This window comes from Cocleimonas sp. KMM 6892, from assembly GCF_035798195.1.
GTDB lineage: Bacteria > Pseudomonadota > Gammaproteobacteria > Thiotrichales > Thiotrichaceae > Cocleimonas > Cocleimonas flava.
In genome coordinates this window covers 790891-808085 of sequence record NZ_JAPFBV010000001.1, presented here as the reverse complement: position 1 = coordinate 808085, position 17195 = coordinate 790891, and the positions used below count along the sequence as shown (strand labels likewise).

Below are 17195 nucleotides of genomic sequence, written 5' to 3'. Positions count from 1 at the left end.
TACCTTACTCGTAACGATAACCCACACCATGCACCGTTTTGATTAAAACGGGTTCTGTAGGGTTTGTTTCAATCAACTTACGTAATTTAGAAATATGCTGATCCAGCGTTCTGCTATTCGGCATATGATCATAGCCCCAGCATTCATTGAACAATTGATCACGGGTAACCACTTCACCTTGATGATTTGACAGCGTTTGAAGTACTTTTATCTCGCGTAAACTTAAGTCTATGAAGCTATCATCTTTTTTAGCCCTTAATTCACTCGGATAGACTTCTAAATCACCAAAACTGAAACTTGTTTGCTCACTTGGGGTGTTATTCGTTTTTAGATAACGACGGGTAATCGCTCGTATTCTAGCGACAACTTCCCGGGTTCCGAAAGGCTTGCTAATGTAATCATCGGCACCTAATTCCAATCCTATGACCCGATCAATTTCTTCTGATTTTGCACTTAAGAAAATAATAGGAATATCAGTATCTAGACTTCTAATCTCACGACACACAGCGTAACCATCCATCTCTGGCATCATAATATCCAGAATCACAAATTGTGGTTTATGTTGTTTAAAACGTTCGAGAGCGATTTTACCGTTCTCCGCTGCATCGATTTCATAGCCTTCTTGTGACAACAAGTCATCCAGCCCTTGTCGAATATTATGGTCATCTTCTGCAATTAATATTTTCATGTTAGCTGACTCTTAAGGTGTTATTTACTTTGTAGGTATGCGTAATTCAAAGCAAGCCCCTTGGTCAACATCAATATATTCTAATGAGCCACCCAAGTGTTGCGCTTGTTGTCGAGCAATTGTTAGACCAATACCAGTGCCGCTAACACCTTCAGTTAGCTTGTCATGGATTCGGTAGAAGGGCTTGAAGATATGCTTGCGTTCACTTTTTGAAATACCATCGCCATAATCTCTAACAGACAGGCGATATTTATCATCTTTAATCTCACTTTTGATATCCAAACGCTTTCCATTGGCAGCGTATTTTTCAACGTTGCTTAATAGATTGTTTAGCACTTGTTCTAAAATATCGGGGTCGCTTATGATTTCTTCATCTGCATTTAAAGCTAATTCCAAAGCAATTTGCTTTGCTTCCAGACTGGGTGAAAAATGTTCTATGGATTGTTTAACAATATCATCGGGATATATCTCGCGCTTGTGAACTCTGGGCGCCCTTGAGAAATTCAACACATTAGAAATAAGACGGGATAAACGCTTACTTTCATCGGTTATTACCTGAACATAACGCTTAGGTTGTTCTTCCGAGATTTGCTGCTCCAGTTGATCTTCTAACAATTCTGCGTACATTCTGATATTGGTCAGTGGTGTTTTAAGCTCGTGAGATACCTGACTTACAAATTGCACACGTTGCTCGGCCAAACGCATCTCACGCGTTTGTTCCCGGTATAAAAACCATGCCAACGCCGAGATCAAAAAAGCAAAACCGAAAAAGGTCAGTAACAAGGTATATCGGGATAAGGCAGATTGATTAAACGGTTCGCCATGATATTCCAGCGCCCAGCTTGAAAGTGGATAACTCAAAGGACGTTTTTGCTGCGGTACATCTTTAGCACTTGTGAGTTGATAATTACCCCATTGATAAACCACTTGTCCAGCGGTATCGAGTAAGCGTAATCGAAAATCACTGCTTTCATCACCAGGAACGGTATCGGGTAAACGACTTATTAAATCGGCTTTTACGCGGACGGGTTCCATTTCTACGCCAACGATGATGCCATTGTCTTTCTGTTGCCAAAAAATTAAATTAGAATCGCTTCCCCAATGCCACATATACCAGCCTTGTCGATTTGCTTTATTGGTGCTTCTCCTAGGTGTTGTTTTGCTTCTAGCTATTTTGGATGATTCATAAGAGGCTGATTTTGTAACGGGTGCAGACATGGGGGATATTTCTGCCTGAATGTTTTCCTGCTTATCAAGTTGTGCAATTGCATCGGCATTTTGCATAGACTGAGGAGCACTAGATGGTTTAGTTGAGTTAGAAAATGTCGAAGAAAAAGAAGACGCTGAATCTGTTTTTATCAAAGCGCGTGAATTCTTCTTCGTATTAGCGGCTATCTGCTGACCTTTGGACTCCCCACGTTCTAGCTGATTACTTTGGTTTGTAATCAACATTTGCGGATCGCGCCATATCAGTTCGAGGCGATCGACGAAGGTTTGTTCTGCTTGTGTGACCGCTTCGTTTGTTGGTGGAAATTGACGTTTGTTCTGAGCATCAATAACAAAAATCTGGCGAATATTGCCGTTATCATCGATGCGTTTTCGGATCTGGTCATTGCCCAGATTCCATTGTTGAATTTGTAAGCCCCACTGGATTTGCATCTCTTCGAAATAGCTTTGAATCACCGTATCGACTTGGTTTAGTCTGGCACTCACCAAACTATCAAAACGCGCACTATTAAGTTGTTTATTATCCTGATTAATCTTCCAGCCTTGCCATGCAAGTAATAGCAATGGCAGCACTACAATCAATATCAATATGATGATTAGTTTTTTATGTTTAGTGCTTTGAGGCATTAAAAAATTTATTCCGTTGTGGTTATTCAGTCTAGGCTTAAAGTTAGCCTAGTTGCAACTCAGTTGTGTTCTAAGTTGTGTTCTCAGTTGTATTAATGGAGCAAAGCTTATCAGTAAATTCATTATATAGAAAAATACGAGACCCATATTTTCTGGGCCTCGTATATATATCCAATCGATAAATTACCAATTAATAAGACTGCTGCTTATCTAATTTATATTGTCTGGCTTTAAGAGACTTTCTGTTTTGGTTCCAGTCTTTTTCTTCCATGATCGTATTCGCATCTTCACTGATTGATGAGCTAAACGAATTCAATAAGCCCGCTTCAGACCCACCAAGTTGTTCTGCTTTGCGTTTGATAACTCGCGCACTGCCTTTCAATACTTCCTGCGCTTCTTTTAACTGACCTTGGTCGCGTAAACGAAGTGCTTCTTTACTTGCTTCATTTGCTACCTGCTTAGTTGCAGTCACTTCAACGCTACGATTTAAAGCGCGTCTCACATCCGCTTGAGATGCGCTGTAAGCAATGGTCATATTATCAGCGAGTTTATCCTGTTGGTTACTCTGCATATTTTGATAAGCCACACTAACGTCAGCTAAAGACACTTGTTGTTTTGCTCTGCCTGCTGGCACTTCCACTTCGATTAATACAAACTTCTCCTGTTCGCTATACAGCTGGCTCATATTCGTCTTAACAGTTTGACCTAAAATCGTTCCGTCACGACCTAAAATTCGAATCGGCTTGATGCCATTTTTACATTGAATTTTTATTTCAACATCCTGTGCAACGACGGATAGAACATCACCAAACTCGTATTTGAAAATCTTAGCCAGGTCTTCTGCGTCTTTAACAAATGCGTGGTTACCGTCGCTATACCCAGCCAGATTTGCCATGAGGTCTTCGTTGTATCCTGTGCCTAAACCTATGGTAGTTACTGTGATGCCGTCTTTACTTAGTGACGCACCTAAGTCACCTAGTTGACTGGGAGAGCTTGGACCCACATTAGCCTGTCCATCGGATAATAAAATCACACGATTAACTCGATCCTTATCTAAAAATTTGCGGATTTCTGCTGCCCCTTTGCTAACACCTGCAAACAACGCTGTTTTACCGTTGGAACGCATTCTATCAATCGCACGATGAATCGCTTTCTTGTCGCTTACCTTTGTTGCCGGAACCAGTACATTCACGGTTGAGTCGTAGCTGATGATTGAAATGATGTCATTGTCATTTAACAGATTCACCGCCATGCGTGCAGCTTGTTTTGCGCTTTGCAGTTTATCTCCGCCCATCGAACCTGACTTATCTAAAACAATGGCAATATTCGCAGGTGTACGGTCTGACTCGTCATCCAGTTTAAAACCGGTTAAGGCTATTTTTAAAAACGTGGTTTGTTTTTTGCCTGCTTCTATTACTGGGCTGCCTAGTTCTGCGCGTAATTCAACTTGTTTCGCCTGAGCTGAACTCATTGCCAGCGTACTACCCAATAAGCTAAACGAAGCGATACCAACGGCACCTAATAATTTTTTCCAAAATGGTTGCATGTTTTTCCCTGTCATCTCGTCCTACCTTTATTTCTTGTTTGTGGAAGAATGACTTTAAGTGAGCAAGAACAATCATACGTGAAAACGATGTAAGGACTTTGTAAAAAGTTTGTAAAAGCTCGTACAATGCAGGCATGAAATCTACGACAATGAAATACACACTTCCTTTAATGCTACTTGTTTTGATGAGTGTAAGTGCCTGTTCACAACATTCAGTGAACAAGTCATCAAACAGTAAATCTGCCAAGCATGGCGCACAAACAGAACATGATCAGAAAATCAACGTTTTAGATTTGAAAGCAATCCAACCGCTGGATACATTATCGAATGAGCTAGACCAATATCGTGTTGTGCTTGTCGGTGAATCACACACCAATTACGGACACCATCTTAATCAATTAGCAGTGATTAAGAAAACTCACTATAAGTGGGGGGCTGGCTTAAGTATTGGATTAGAGATGGTTCAACAACCGTTTCAATCTGCACTGGATGATTATATTGCTGGTCGAATTAATGAACGCCAGATGTTAAGGAAAGTAGAATGGTATAAACGCTGGAAGTACGATTTCCGTCTCTATAGACCTATTTTTGATTATGCAAAAGCGAATAAAATTCCACTAATTGCATTGAATATTCCCCAGGAAGTAACTAAGCGGGTTGCAAAAGTAGGCATTAAGGGTCTTTCATCGAAAGACCGCGCCTTATTACCCAAAACGCTCGATCGATCGAATAAAGACTATGAGGCACGTTTAAAAACTGTGTACTCGATGCATTCCCATGGGGTGAAAAACAATAGCAAGGCGTTTGATAACTTCTATGATGCGCAATTAGCCTGGGATGAAGGTATGGCTTTTGCGGCTGCTAATTATTTAAAAAAATACCCAAAAAGAAAAATGGTTGTGATTACTGGCAGTGGTCATCTGATAAATCGAGAAGGTATTCCAAGCCGTCTTGATCGACAGCTAAATAATAAAAAACATTCTTTGGTGATTTTAAGTAGTAGCAGCATTCAATCGAATCCATCTTCTAAAAATGCAGATTATTTGCTTTATTCACCAGAGGCAAAATTACCACCGGCAGGACTTATCGGCATCATGATGGGTGAAGCTGATCGGGGTGTAATCGTGAATTCGGTCATCGACAAAGGTGCAGCTACAAAAGCAGGGATCCAAGCAAAAGATGTCATTATCGCGATCGACAATCAAACAATAAAAGAAACCAGTGATGTGAGTTTATGGCGTTTAGATAAAAAGCCGGGGGATAAAGCGATGGTGAAATTACTAAGAAATAATAAAACGCTGATTAAAACCTTAGTGCTTGGTAAGCCGAAGAAACATGGCGCATTCGATTTCAGCAGGATTCATAAAAAATAGATGAGTGTAAATAAATAAAGCCACCCCCCTACTTTAGAAGCCTTTTTATGATGGAAACTAAAAAAGTGCCCTAAAGTAGGGGGGTGGCTTATTTGATTATCGTTTAACTGATTTAATACGTTATTTAGTTAAGCACACGCATCAAATCTTTAAGCATTAACGAAACTTCACCCGTCATCAAGGAAAACTGAATATCCATATGCTCTTCGTGTGATTCTGGGTCGTTATCGTTTAATTCTTCTTCAAGCACATCAAGGAATTTAAGCTTTTTGATCTGTAAGTCTTCACTTAACACAAAGCTAATTTTTTCATCCCACTCTAATGCAAGCTTCGCTGCATACTTACCCGCTTCTAAACTTTTCTGCACTTCATCTAAGGTTAAATCATGCTGTTTGAATGTTGCACTGCCTTTGTCATCACCCTGATTTTTTAACTCACACTCAAAACCTAAATCAAAAGGCTCAGGGGTTTTAGAACTGCTTAACCATTCAGTCATAGCAACGGCTGGAGAAGTTTCAGATTCTGGCAATGTCACTGGTAACGTACCCAATGTGCTACGCAATAATTTTGTGAAAGCTTCAGCACGTGGTCCGGAAGGCGTATTTATAATTAACCAACCATTTTTAGGATCTATCCAGGCATCCATTTTTTGAGTGCGTTTGAATGCTCTTGGCAACAATTCGTGCTCGATATCTTCGCGCAAATCTTTTTTCTCACGAGAACTCACTTTACGGTTTTCTTTAAGCTCAATCGCTTCTACTTTTTCATCTAAGGTTTCTTTAATCACAGACGCAGGAAGAATACGTTCCTGACGTGCCATGCTTAATAAAATATAGCCATTTGATCCATGCGTGAATGAAGTTGCGTTCTTACCTAAAGGAGGAATCCAACCTGCACTTTCACGTTGAGTAGCAGAACACGGAACAAAAGGCTTCTTCGCCAATTCTTCATGTAACTGCTCTGCATCTAAGGGAAATTCTTTTTCAAAGTTGTAAAGATAGAGATTTTTAAACCACATAATTTGTCCTTGTTAGCCCTTTTTTGTTTTTAAAAATGGTAATTTTTAGGCGGAGGATTATGCAATAAATGACAAGTCTATAATAGAAATCTCTCTAATTTTTCACAAAAGAAATCATTAAATAGGAAACATCTAATTATATATTAAGATCAACTTTTTTCCTTACCTAAGTGAATTAATAGACTTTTCAGATAATAGTGGCATTAGAAGTAGTTGATCTAGTCGATTATTTTTAGGTTCTCGAAAGTACTCAAGACCAATCTCCATTTCAGGCAATTCGTTATAAGGTAAACGAGTTGCTGTGCCAAAAACATAATCGAAAATGGGAAACATGACGCAAAAATTACTATCAGTATATTTTCTCTGACTCGAATGATGCATACGATGAAAATCAGGAGTTGCTATAAATTTTCGTAAGTAAGAATCAAGTCGTTTTGGTAAAACAATATTGCTATGGCTAAAGTGTGCGATTGCGGCATGGAGAATATTAACCATTGCAATGACTATCACCGGGGCACCTAGAAAGATAATAAGTGGTGTCGCGATAAGCCCGTTAATCATAGGCTCAAGTGGATGATGGCGATGACCTGTGGTTACATCTATCTCTATGTCAGAATGATGAACCGCATGGATTTTCCAAAGTAATGGGAATTTATGAAAAGCACGATGTAACCAATAGGTAATGAACTCCATCAAAAAAACAAGAAATATGAAAATGTTAATATCTGATATTTGAAAATGGCGAACAAGTGTTGTGTCAGAGTGTAGCTTTTGAATAACAAAACCTAGTCCGATTGAATAGAATAGAACAATGAAATGATTAAAAAAAGCTAGACCAATATTGTTAAACCATCTCCCAGTTTGATTTTGACTGGGGTTTCGACGAGGAATAAAACCTTCAAGTATAAAAAAAACAAACATGCCACCAAAAATGATGGCAAATTGAAGTTCGTAATAATTATTTTGAATGTAATCAGCCATTGTCACTAGCTAACCATAAGTAAATCCTATTGTTTAAAGTTTCTGTTCATAAAAGACGTTATCTGGAGAGGCCTTCCATTGATCTAAAGTAATCATTTTTAAACCGATTGATCGGTAATTCACTGCGAAATGATTATCTTTCATTCTGATTACTGCATCTTTGTATCTAGAATCATTCAGAAGATCTTGGGCCATAACACCAACTTGTGTCTCTTTAGAATTAGACACATTCGTAAGGTATTTAAAAGAATAGATCTTTAAACCATTTTCAAGAGTACGGAGATATTTGATATTTTGTTTGAGGCGTATATCTGAAACTTCAACAATTGCATCACATTGAAAGTCACAAATATTTCCATTTGATATTTCAAGAGATTCGCTGCAAGTTGACACTGCAGGTAATGCTAAAGCTTGTGGTTTTCCCGCTAATGCGCCACAAGAATAACCTGCATCAGTTGTTATACTTTTAATTGTTACGGTTTGAGAATTTGTATTTTCGAAGATATTATAACCAGAATATAAATCAACTTCGCCTGTTGTAGGACCAGTATTCAAAGGTAAAGAAGCTCCCATTAAAGCTTTGGCATCAGATACCAATTTAATCCCACTACCACCAATAGATAATGCACTAACACCAATCAGCGTAATAAACATCTTTCCAGAGCCTTTCTGCTTGGCAACCCTAAAAGCAACCGCAAATAACAATAAACTAAGTGCAATAAGCATCGTGCCGCTTAACGTAGGGACTGCTGTAGCTCCTGGGATACTATAGGTCATAGTACCTATTGGGTTAGGTGCACCTGCAAATACGTTTGAGGTTAAAATAAAAGAAAGTGCTATGCTAAACCCAACTTTAGTAAAAAAAATTTCTCGCTTTTTCATCCTGTATCTTCCTTAAGTATTGGTTAAAATTACTGAATCAGAGACAGATAATGGAGTGATTATTTTTATATTGTTTAATTATCCTGAATACAGTCTAGCACAAACGATTTACTATAAAAAAGAAGCGCACCTTCAATTAACATAGGTATTTATTGAGAATGTTCTGGAAAAAACACCAAAAAAACATATTACTTGCGCTAATTATCATGATCGCTGTCGCAATGATTTTAAACTTATCCTACTATTTTTATGGCTCTCAAGAGTTATATCCCACTCAGGAGCAAGACGACAAAGTTAAACTGTTTAGTGGGCTTGTTTTCTTTGTTCTGTTATTGATAGAATCAGCTTTGGTGAATATATATCGAAAGCTGACTCCTTAAATTTAAAACATTCTAAAAAAACGGCTCAAAGTGGGGGGGTGACATTACTTTTCTAAGCCATGAGTCCCAGAATAAGCATTGTGATCAGCCTGTTTCCAGTCTCCCAAAATCCCTTCATTCGGCTTATATAATTCTACCAGAAGTGGATAACAGGCGGCATCATCGTCTGAATGGCTACTACCACAATCACCACCCGGGCAGGTCGACATCGAACCGAGTAAATCAATCTCTGCAAAAAACTCAATATAATCACCTGGTTTTACGGGGCTGGCTTTCATAAAATATTGATGGGTATCTTTGGTGAAACCGGTACACATGAATACATTTAACACATCGTGTACGTGCAGCTCGGCTTCTTCAGGCGCTAAATTTCTACCTTCTACCAACGATCTGGTGAGGTTTGAATGACAGCAATAATGATAATCTACGCCGTTTAACATGTAATTTGTGTATGGATCGCAGCGTGTACCAATCACATCATGAATACCTGCGCCATCTTCATCCCAGCCATACCATTCCAGCGTATCGTGAGTAATAGTTGCTAGTGGGCGTAAACCGGGCAAGCTACTCCATAAACGATCACCTGTGGTCACATGACTGGCGTGTAGCTGACGTGTTTTACCGCTGAAAAAGCGTTCGCTTAAATCGTGTTGATTCCATAAGTTTAAATCGCCAACTTGCGGCCCTTCTACACTGACGAGTCTAAATACATGACCTGCGGGTACTTCAAATGTCTTCGCATCTCTAGGTGGTATTAGCACCTCGTCGACTTTAGTCATATTGGTGCGGACCTTGTTATAAAAATCAGTATCGACAGGTGGAAGTTGATCGACGCTATAACAAATGATTGGTTTTCTACTCATCAGATATTTCCTTTTTGCTAAAGAGGCTGGGTATATCTTATACAGTTGATGACCTAATCAATAGTATATTTGGGTAATACTTTTAATAGAGAGTGTGTGTTAGTTTTTGCGGTGAATTGCTTGGCTTTGATTTATTTAAAGCTTGTTACACTCAAAAGGATTTCTACCATGACTGCTATTAAAAATTTAACAGCAAAATGCATCTCGATTTTTACCTTAATGGTTTTCTCTTCTTCAGCGGCTTTTGCGGGAATTGCTGTTCCTGGTGGTACAGTGACATTGTCGCCGACTGCTACAACGGCAGTTCCTACGCTTAGTGGAACAATGCTTATCCTATTAAGTTTACTCTTAATGGTAGTTGCTTTCCGAGTATCAAAAAATTCAAAAAATGGAGCTGGTAAGTTCTTCATAGCGCTTATTGGCGCTTCTGCTTTAATGGCGGCTGGTGGTTTTAAAACGGTTTCTGATTTACAGGCTGCTGTGGGTACAACCAAAACGATGGATAACCCCGCAGGTGGAGATGTCATTTTTAATGAAGGAGCTTTTACTATCATTAAAAATGGTTCTGGCGTCACACAACAAGTAAAAGACATAATTTTAAATTTTGAAGGTAACTCTTGTGGGAATTTTCCTGGCGCTGGAATGATCGAGGGAATACCAGAATGTGCAATAAATCTGCCGCTTTCAGATGACATGAGTTGCCATGTGGATTGCAGGTTAGAAGTTGATGAAGTTATTATTGACGAAGTGCAAGCAATAAAACCCGTAAAATAATTTTGGGTACCAGATAGGTAAAAGTTCTTCGAGCCTCCTTTATCCATTAATCTTAATTGCAATCATACTTATTATCGTTGATTATGATGTGACCAAGTGAATGATAGATATATAACAGAGCATCCATAAACCGATGGAAACCCAAGTATTAGATTTAAGCCAAAGCTGGTTTCAGACGCATTTTACTGAAATTCAATTTGCTGCCATTTTTGGCGGCATGGTCCTTTTCTTTTTAATTGAGGGGTTTATTCCTCGGCGAAAATCGAATGAGAACGAGACCAATCGTTGGCTGGGTAATATTGGATTAGCGTTATTTAATCACTTCTTTGTCTTGTTTTTCTCGATTGTCGTGTATGGGTTAATATCTGGTTTTGTCCCGGAATCTCCGCTTCTATCACATTTTAAAATTTCTGATCTTCCTGTATTTATTCTGTTGCTGTTTGTGATGGAGTTTTTGGTCTACTGGATTCATCGTCTTTTTCACAAGGTTCCATTTCTCTGGCAAATACATGCAGTACACCATACAGATACCGAAATTGATGTGACGACAAGCCATCGGCATCATCCTTTTGAGCCGATGATTAATGTCATTATTTTGACCCCTGTTATTTTATCTCTAGGTGCTCCTTTTATTGTTATTGCGCTTTATAACCTAACCCACACTGCATTTAGTTTATTTACCCACAGCAATATAGTGTTGCCTAAAAAGCTCGATAAGGTATTAAGACTGTTTATTGTGACGCCAGATTTTCACCGTATGCATCATTCCAGCGATAAAAAATTCACCAACAGCAATTACAGCGACATGATTCCGTGGTTTGATTATTTTTTCAGGACGTACACGCAAAAGCCTTATGAAGAGATTGCGTCAATGGAAGTTGGTCTAGAAACATTGCGCGATAATCAAGATAGTCGCCTAGACAGGCTGTTCATTACACCATTTATTTACAAACCAAAAAGCTAACCCACCCCCCTACTTTCATGAGGTTTTTTATAATACTTGAAAAGCCTCTATGTAATATTCGTGGTCAATATCCTGTAATGTTAATTAGCCAATAACTCAGAACTGTTTTAAGCAGAATATTGAGCGCTAAGTATTTTTATTTAAGTTACAGGGTTTTCTCAAATAGATAACCTATACTCTTGCTTCTTTATCTCAACCCAGTTTTAAGTATGGATCCTATTTTTGAGCTCAGTATCTACTGGGTATTAGCCTTGAGCCTTGTCGCTTTTTGCGCGGGTTATGTTGATGCTGTTGCGGGCGGTGGCGGAATGCTTAACCTTCCCGCTTTATTATTCGCGGGTGTTCCACCAATTTCTTCATTAGCTGTGAGCAAAGTGACTGCTATTGCTGGCACTACACTTGCGGTTGCCAAATACGCTTTAGGTAAAAGAGTGCAATGGAAAATAGTGGCTTATGCGGCGGTTCCTTGTCTATTGGCTTCTTATGTTGGTGGGATGTTTGCTCTAAAACTCTCTGCTACCTTTTTGGCCTGGGCTATTATAATTTGTATTCCGATTGCGCTGATTATTGTACTGAGAGACAAACCAGAAGCACACTTGGGCACTCCTGAAGATCGACCGATTAAAGCAATAGCAGCGCTTGCGCCGATTGGTTTCTATGATGGAATTTTAGGTCCGGGAACCGGCACTTATATGGCAATTGCCGTAAGAAAAATTCTGAAATTTGATTTACTTAAAGCAACCGCAACCATCAAACCCTTAAATCTATTTACCAATATAGGGGCTGCTGTTGCATTTTTACTGGCGGGAAAGGTTATTTGGGCAATCGCTCTTCCGATGATTGCCGCAAGTTCTTTAGGTGGCTGGATAGGAGGTCATTCTGCCATTAAAGGAGGAGATAAATTTATCCGCCGTCTATTAATTATCGTACTAACCGTTATGTTAACGGCGAATGTAATCAAGATGTTTATGTAATTAGCCTAAAAAACTCCCTGTAAGTAGGGGGGTGGGTTTGGTTAATTTTATAAACTATCTTAAATGTTAAGTCGTTCTATTTAGCTCTAGGATCTTCTTTCTGAAGAATTTTGGCACGTCTTTCTTCCCACCTTTCTTTTGCCGTTTGAATAGCTCTGTCCGTATTGTTGGTAAACTCAGGAGTGGGTGTTTGGGTTTTGATCGCTAAGGATGGAGAAAGCCTGGACGTAGTTTCTACTAATTTATCTTCCTTCTGTTTTTGGAAAGATTTGTGCGCTTCATGGGTTTTTTTCAGCGTGTTCGCGCTATCAGGACGTCTCAGGCTTTTCTTTGTAGGGTCGTAATCGGATAAATTAATTTCAAAATTCCCTAAGCCGATATCCAGTAGGTATTTAGCGAGCGTATCGAGCTTTCTCCAGACGCGTGCTTTACCACTGTTTTTAGCCATTACGATTTTATCTGTTTCACCAGCAGTAATGGTTAATGTCCAGGTATCACCTTCAGCATTTGCTTTAGCTTTAGCAACAGCTCCGGCTTCTATTAAGTGAGTTAGTGCATTGTGGTTAATTGTGTGAGTATTCATCAAAGCTTCCCCTTTTTGCTATGAATTGCTTCCCAGTTATTAACTGTATGGTCGTTATTTTATAGAAAATAGTATTGTATGCAACTTTTTGGTGCATTTTTTGCAGGAGTTTTCAAAGTGCTTTTGACACAGCAAATGCTTTTTTATTGATGGGGACTAGGCTAAGCTTCTATTTTTGATAATTTAAGCTATTTCAAGTGACTAAATCAGATCAACATGTAGATATGAATCGACGCTTTGGTGGCGTACAACGCTTATATGGAAAGGCTGCCTTAGAAAAATTTCAACAAGCACATGTGATTGTGGTTGGTGTGGGTGGGGTTGGTTCCTGGGTTGCTGAAGCCCTCGCCAGAAACGCGATAGCAAATATTACATTGATCGATATGGATGTCGTTGCAGAATCAAATATCAATCGCCAGCTCCCTGCTTTATCAAGCACTTTGGGTCGAAATAAAATCGATGTAATGGCGGATAGAATCAAAGATATTAATCCTAACTGTGAGACTGTCACGATTGATGACTTTGTTACGCAAGATAATATAGAAGCGATGATATCGGTCGATACTGATTTTGTTGTTGACTGTATCGATGATTCACGGGTTAAGTCAGCCATGATTGCCTGGTGCAAACGCAATAAAATAAAAATCATCACTCTTGGTGGAGCGGGCGGTCAGACAAATCCTGGTTTGATAGAAGTCTCTGATTTAAGTAAAACGATACATGATCCTTTATTATCTAAAACACGAAAATTATTACGTCAGGATTATGGCTTTACAAAAAATGCGAAACGTCGTTTTTCAATTCCCTGTGTGTTTTCCTCCGAGCAGTTGAAATACCCACTCAGCTCTGGTGAAATGTCCAACGATAAACCCACAGGGGAAGCGGCATTGACGGATTTAAGTTGTGCCGGAGGAATAGGCTCATCTGTAATGGTTACGGCGACATTTGGGTTTGTAGCGGTGGCTTATGTGTTGGAAAAAATAGCAGCGAAAACTTAAGTAATCGTTTTAATTAGAAGGTTTCTTTTTTGGCTTTTTAATCTTTGCGAATTTAGGCGCCATTTTTTCGAGATGATTTTGATACATCACAAACCACATCAAAACTGGTGTTACCGCAGGCAAGATTAAATAGCCCATTTGATAGCCAAGCGCGATCAATTCTCGAGTAAATGCGGTAGTGTTGAGTGTTTCTGCAATACCCATTCCCAATTTAAATACCAACGTTTGCAGTGTGTCGAAGGTTATGCCCCAAACCTGCACGATGAGTAAAATCAGAATACCTATGTATAAATTCTGTAGCTTATTGCCTAGTTTGTCGGGAGTGGCTAACAACATCGCGATAAATAAAGCGATACCATAACCGTACTTCATGGCATTAATGGCGAATACTAATTGCCCCTGATTCACATCATTGGTTTTTTCAGCCGCGAATGGAGTAACAATATGTAACACGTGCTCATAAACATTAACATCAACCACTGCTTGACCAGCTACTAAGGTTAATGTCGCTTTCGCTAAAAATGAAAGTACATAGAGAATAACGGGTGTTAAGAAATACCAGACTACAAAAGTAATTGGCAACCAAATCAGAATTTTAAGCAAAAATCCTTTAACTGAGATTATTTGTTCCGATTCTTTTGTCATATTTTGATAATCAGTACTGTGTTAATTTTAAGCCGCTTGAGGCTCTGTTTGGTCATCTTCTGGCTCAGGTAGCATTCGTACCCAAACAATAAATACGATCAATGCGTCAAGAATGATAAGTGCTTGCCACAAGTATAAATGTGCCCATTCAAACCAATCTTTATCCCATTGCAATAGGTAAAAAAGGCTGATAATTCTGACGATATTGAGCGCCTGAATGGCAATAAAGCCGAACAATAAGCCATACAGTTTATGCTTCCAGCTGGCAGGGAATGCGACAATGGCAGCTGTCAGACAGATCATCGCCTCAACGCCATTACAACCGGGCTGAATAGAGACAGCGGTGCCATTATTTATATTTTGAAGAATGATGCCGTGAGATTGAACCGAGCTATCAAATAGTTGCGTAACTGCTGCGCTGACTGATGCAATTAAGCCAGTGAAAGGCAAGATAACGTATTCACGAACAGGACCGAGCAATTCCAGGGCAAATAAAACAACCAAGACCAACACAAACCACGAGATACGCATAAGCTTTCCAACAATGTAGATAGTTAAAGTATGGCATAACTTTCGTATGTTTTTTGTGAAAAAGTTACGGAAATTGCTTTAAATTTAAGGGTGTAAATCAACTTTATTATGAGATCTCGTAATAACGTGCTACTTTTAGCCCGTTCTTTCGATAAGAAATTGATATCAAATTGTTTTAACTATTTTCTATGGTTAAGCCTATGCTCAGTAATCTTGATATATCCTGTAAAAAAAGAACAATAAAAAGGGGTCTTTTCCATGTTAAAAAAATTCACGGTATTAATGCCGATTGTACTCATATCTGCTGGCATTACCGGTTGTTCGGGCACAAAACCACAACAAGCTAGCAACTCAGCGGCTTCAAAACAAATAGCTAAGGTACCTACTGTTGCCGATAATGACGTTGAAGTAGAACCGGTTGTATATGAAAAACGTTCTCCGAAACGCAATATACGCAAAGCAATAAATCCACCTAGATACAATAATAATGTGAGTGCTTTCTCACGTAAGTTATCTAATGCCGCATTACAGCGTTTACAGTCACGTGTTAGATACGATGGTAAATATGTAAAGATTGCATACCCTTGGGGTGATGTACCTGCCAATATTGGTGTATGTACTGACGTTGTTATCCGTTCTTACCGTAAATTAGGCATCGATTTACAGAAAGAAGTGCATAAAGATATGACCACTGCTTTCAATTCTTACCCGAATCCACGTAAATGGGGTTTGTCACGTCCTGATACCAATATTGATCATCGTCGTGTTTACAATTTAAGAAAGTTCTTCCAGCGTAAAGGTGCTGCATTACCTATCACTCGCAATGCGCGTGATTATAAACCGGGTGACCTAGTAACCTGGATGGTTGGACCTGATTTACCACATATCGGTGTCGTTGTTGATAGACCAAGTCGTGCTGATCCAAATCGCATGATGATTGTTCATAACATCGCGCAAGGTCCGCAGATGGAAGATATTTTATTTAGATTCCCAATTACTGGCCACTATCGTTATACATCGGCTCATGTTGGAAACTCTACACAAACGTATTATACGTCTAATCAAGCACAGCCACGTAGAAATGAAATGAGTCATGCTCAACTGGTTCAAGCGGCTAATTTATTAGGTGCTGGAACGCAATCACGCACTGCTCAAGCAGCACCTCTTACAGTGGCTGCAGCACCAAGCGCATTATCAAATGCTGAACTCATGAATAATGTAGTTCGATTAAATAATACAGCTGGGCCTGTGGTAACGGCGAAAAATAACTCCGTAAAACTAGCGACGTTAACAAATGATGAAATCAATGCGTTATTAATTAAATAGCATCGTTTACATATGATAAAAGCCCGAGTGTCGATTAGACCTCGGGCTTTTTTTATGTTTTTTTAAGATTTTTCCTATCATCAATTACGTGCAAAGCGGTCTAGACTGTATTATCTTATTTCTTGTAAATTAACTTGTCTGGAAAAAATACTATGGCTGCAACCCCCTCTACAATGCTGGAGCTTGGTACTCAAGCGCCTGATTTTTCGTTAATTGAGCCTGCATCGGGCAACATGATTTCTTTATCTGATTTTAAGAATGAAGCTGTTTTGGTCGCTTTCATTAGTAACCACTGTCCTTATGTCATTCTAATTAAAGATGCGTTGGCGCAATTTGCCAGAGATTATCAAGATAGAGGTCTAAAAGTCATCGCAATCAATGCTAACGATGTAGAAAATTATCCTGATGATAGTCCGGAAAAAATGGTTGAAGATGTGGAAAAGTATGATTACACCTTCCCCTATTTATTTGACGAATCGCAGCAAACTGCTACTGCTTATCAAGCGTCATGCACACCAGATTTCTTTTTATTCGATGCGAATCATAAATTGTATTATCGCGGTCAATTCGATGGTGCGCGTCCCAATTCCGAAATTCCGGTTACGGGCGAAGATATGATTAAAGCTGCTGAATCATTGCTCGCAGGTGAACCGCAACCGGTAGTCCAAAAACCATCAATGGGTTGTAATATTAAATGGAAAGCAGGTAACGAGCCTCAATATACCTAGAAAAAACAAACGATAAAAAAACAGCTTATAAGTAAGAGGTGACCTTTACTTTTTTCTGTTTAAATAAAAATGTATAAATATTAGATA

Annotated in this window: 17 protein-coding genes; 7 read left to right on the top strand and 10 right to left on the bottom strand. The window is 39.1% G+C overall.

Annotated elements, in window-relative coordinates:
* Positions 1–4: 4 nt before the first annotated feature.
* The 3 genes from OO007_RS03725 to OO007_RS03715 all read right to left on the bottom strand — a co-directional run bounded on the left by OO007_RS03725 (position 5) and on the right by OO007_RS03715 (position 4103).
* A complete protein-coding gene (locus OO007_RS03725) occupies positions 5–688 on the bottom strand; it encodes a response regulator transcription factor (protein ID WP_325807796.1) in 684 nt (227 codons plus the stop codon).
* Positions 689–712: 24 nt separating this feature from the next.
* Positions 713–2542 carry a sensor histidine kinase gene (locus OO007_RS03720; protein ID WP_325807795.1) on the bottom strand — a complete coding sequence of 610 codons (1830 nt, stop codon included), beginning with the start codon at positions 2540–2542 and terminating at the stop codon, positions 713–715.
* Positions 2543–2732: 190 nt separating this feature from the next.
* Positions 2733–4103 (bottom strand): vWA domain-containing protein, encoded by a 1371-nt coding sequence (locus OO007_RS03715; RefSeq protein WP_325807794.1) that lies wholly within the window; start codon positions 4101–4103, stop codon positions 2733–2735.
* Between the two features lie 119 nt (positions 4104–4222).
* Between OO007_RS03715 and OO007_RS03710 the strand changes: the two genes are divergently transcribed.
* The gene (locus OO007_RS03710; protein WP_325807793.1) at positions 4223–5461 is read left to right on the top strand and encodes a ChaN family lipoprotein; all 1239 of its coding nucleotides are present in this window, start codon (positions 4223–4225) and stop codon (positions 5459–5461) included.
* A 124-nt stretch (positions 5462–5585) separates the two neighbouring features.
* On the opposite strand, the gene OO007_RS03705 is transcribed toward OO007_RS03710, so the two are convergent.
* The 4 genes from OO007_RS03705 to OO007_RS03690 all read right to left on the bottom strand — a co-directional run bounded on the left by OO007_RS03705 (position 5586) and on the right by OO007_RS03690 (position 9585).
* Positions 5586–6479: a recombination-associated protein RdgC gene (locus OO007_RS03705; protein ID WP_131904662.1), complete on the bottom strand. Its 894-nt coding sequence runs from the start codon at positions 6477–6479 to the stop codon at positions 5586–5588.
* Between the two features lie 162 nt (positions 6480–6641).
* Positions 6642–7460: a sterol desaturase family protein gene (locus tag OO007_RS03700; protein WP_325807792.1), complete on the bottom strand. Its 819-nt coding sequence runs from the start codon at positions 7458–7460 to the stop codon at positions 6642–6644.
* Between the two features lie 33 nt (positions 7461–7493).
* Positions 7494–8342, bottom strand: coding sequence for a midcut-by-XrtH protein (locus tag OO007_RS03695; RefSeq protein ID WP_131904660.1), 849 nt, complete (start codon positions 8340–8342; stop codon positions 7494–7496).
* Positions 8343–8766: 424 nt separating this feature from the next.
* A complete protein-coding gene (locus OO007_RS03690) occupies positions 8767–9585 on the bottom strand; it encodes an urea carboxylase-associated family protein (protein ID WP_325807791.1) in 819 nt (272 codons plus the stop codon).
* A gap of 168 nt (positions 9586–9753) precedes the next feature.
* On the opposite strand from OO007_RS03690, the gene OO007_RS03685 reads away from it, so the two are divergent.
* The 3 genes from OO007_RS03685 to OO007_RS03675 all read left to right on the top strand — a co-directional run bounded on the left by OO007_RS03685 (position 9754) and on the right by OO007_RS03675 (position 12297).
* Positions 9754–10359, top strand: coding sequence for a midcut-by-XrtH protein (locus OO007_RS03685; protein WP_325807790.1), 606 nt, complete (start codon positions 9754–9756; stop codon positions 10357–10359).
* Between the two features lie 133 nt (positions 10360–10492).
* Entirely contained in the window at positions 10493–11323 is an 831-nt protein-coding gene (locus OO007_RS03680) for a sterol desaturase family protein (RefSeq protein WP_131904657.1), read from the top strand.
* A 209-nt stretch (positions 11324–11532) separates the two neighbouring features.
* On the top strand, positions 11533–12297 hold the full coding sequence (locus OO007_RS03675) for a sulfite exporter TauE/SafE family protein (protein WP_325807789.1): 765 nt from the start codon (positions 11533–11535) through the stop codon (positions 12295–12297).
* 76 nt (positions 12298–12373) lie between these two features.
* On the opposite strand, the gene OO007_RS03670 is transcribed toward OO007_RS03675, so the two are convergent.
* Positions 12374–12880 (bottom strand): hypothetical protein, encoded by a 507-nt coding sequence (locus OO007_RS03670; RefSeq protein WP_131904655.1) that lies wholly within the window; start codon positions 12878–12880, stop codon positions 12374–12376.
* Positions 12881–13077: 197 nt separating this feature from the next.
* Here OO007_RS03670 and tcdA point away from each other — a divergent pair, with 197 nt between their 5' ends.
* The gene (gene tcdA, locus OO007_RS03665; RefSeq protein WP_325807788.1) at positions 13078–13878 is read left to right on the top strand and encodes a tRNA cyclic N6-threonylcarbamoyladenosine(37) synthase TcdA; all 801 of its coding nucleotides are present in this window, start codon (positions 13078–13080) and stop codon (positions 13876–13878) included.
* A gap of 9 nt (positions 13879–13887) precedes the next feature.
* Here the strand turns inward: tcdA and OO007_RS03660 are convergent, their stop codons facing one another.
* Positions 13888–14523 carry an exosortase H-associated membrane protein gene (locus OO007_RS03660; protein ID WP_325807787.1) on the bottom strand — a complete coding sequence of 212 codons (636 nt, stop codon included), beginning with the start codon at positions 14521–14523 and terminating at the stop codon, positions 13888–13890.
* A gap of 27 nt (positions 14524–14550) precedes the next feature.
* The gene (gene xrtH, locus OO007_RS03655; RefSeq protein ID WP_131904653.1) at positions 14551–15054 is read right to left on the bottom strand and encodes an exosortase H; all 504 of its coding nucleotides are present in this window, start codon (positions 15052–15054) and stop codon (positions 14551–14553) included.
* Positions 15055–15312: 258 nt separating this feature from the next.
* On the opposite strand from xrtH, the gene OO007_RS03650 reads away from it, so the two are divergent.
* Positions 15313–16380: a DUF1287 domain-containing protein gene (locus OO007_RS03650; protein WP_325807786.1), complete on the top strand. Its 1068-nt coding sequence runs from the start codon at positions 15313–15315 to the stop codon at positions 16378–16380.
* Between the two features lie 152 nt (positions 16381–16532).
* Entirely contained in the window at positions 16533–17108 is a 576-nt protein-coding gene (locus tag OO007_RS03645) for a thioredoxin family protein (protein WP_131904652.1), read from the top strand.
* The last annotated feature ends 87 nt before the right edge of the window (positions 17109–17195 follow it).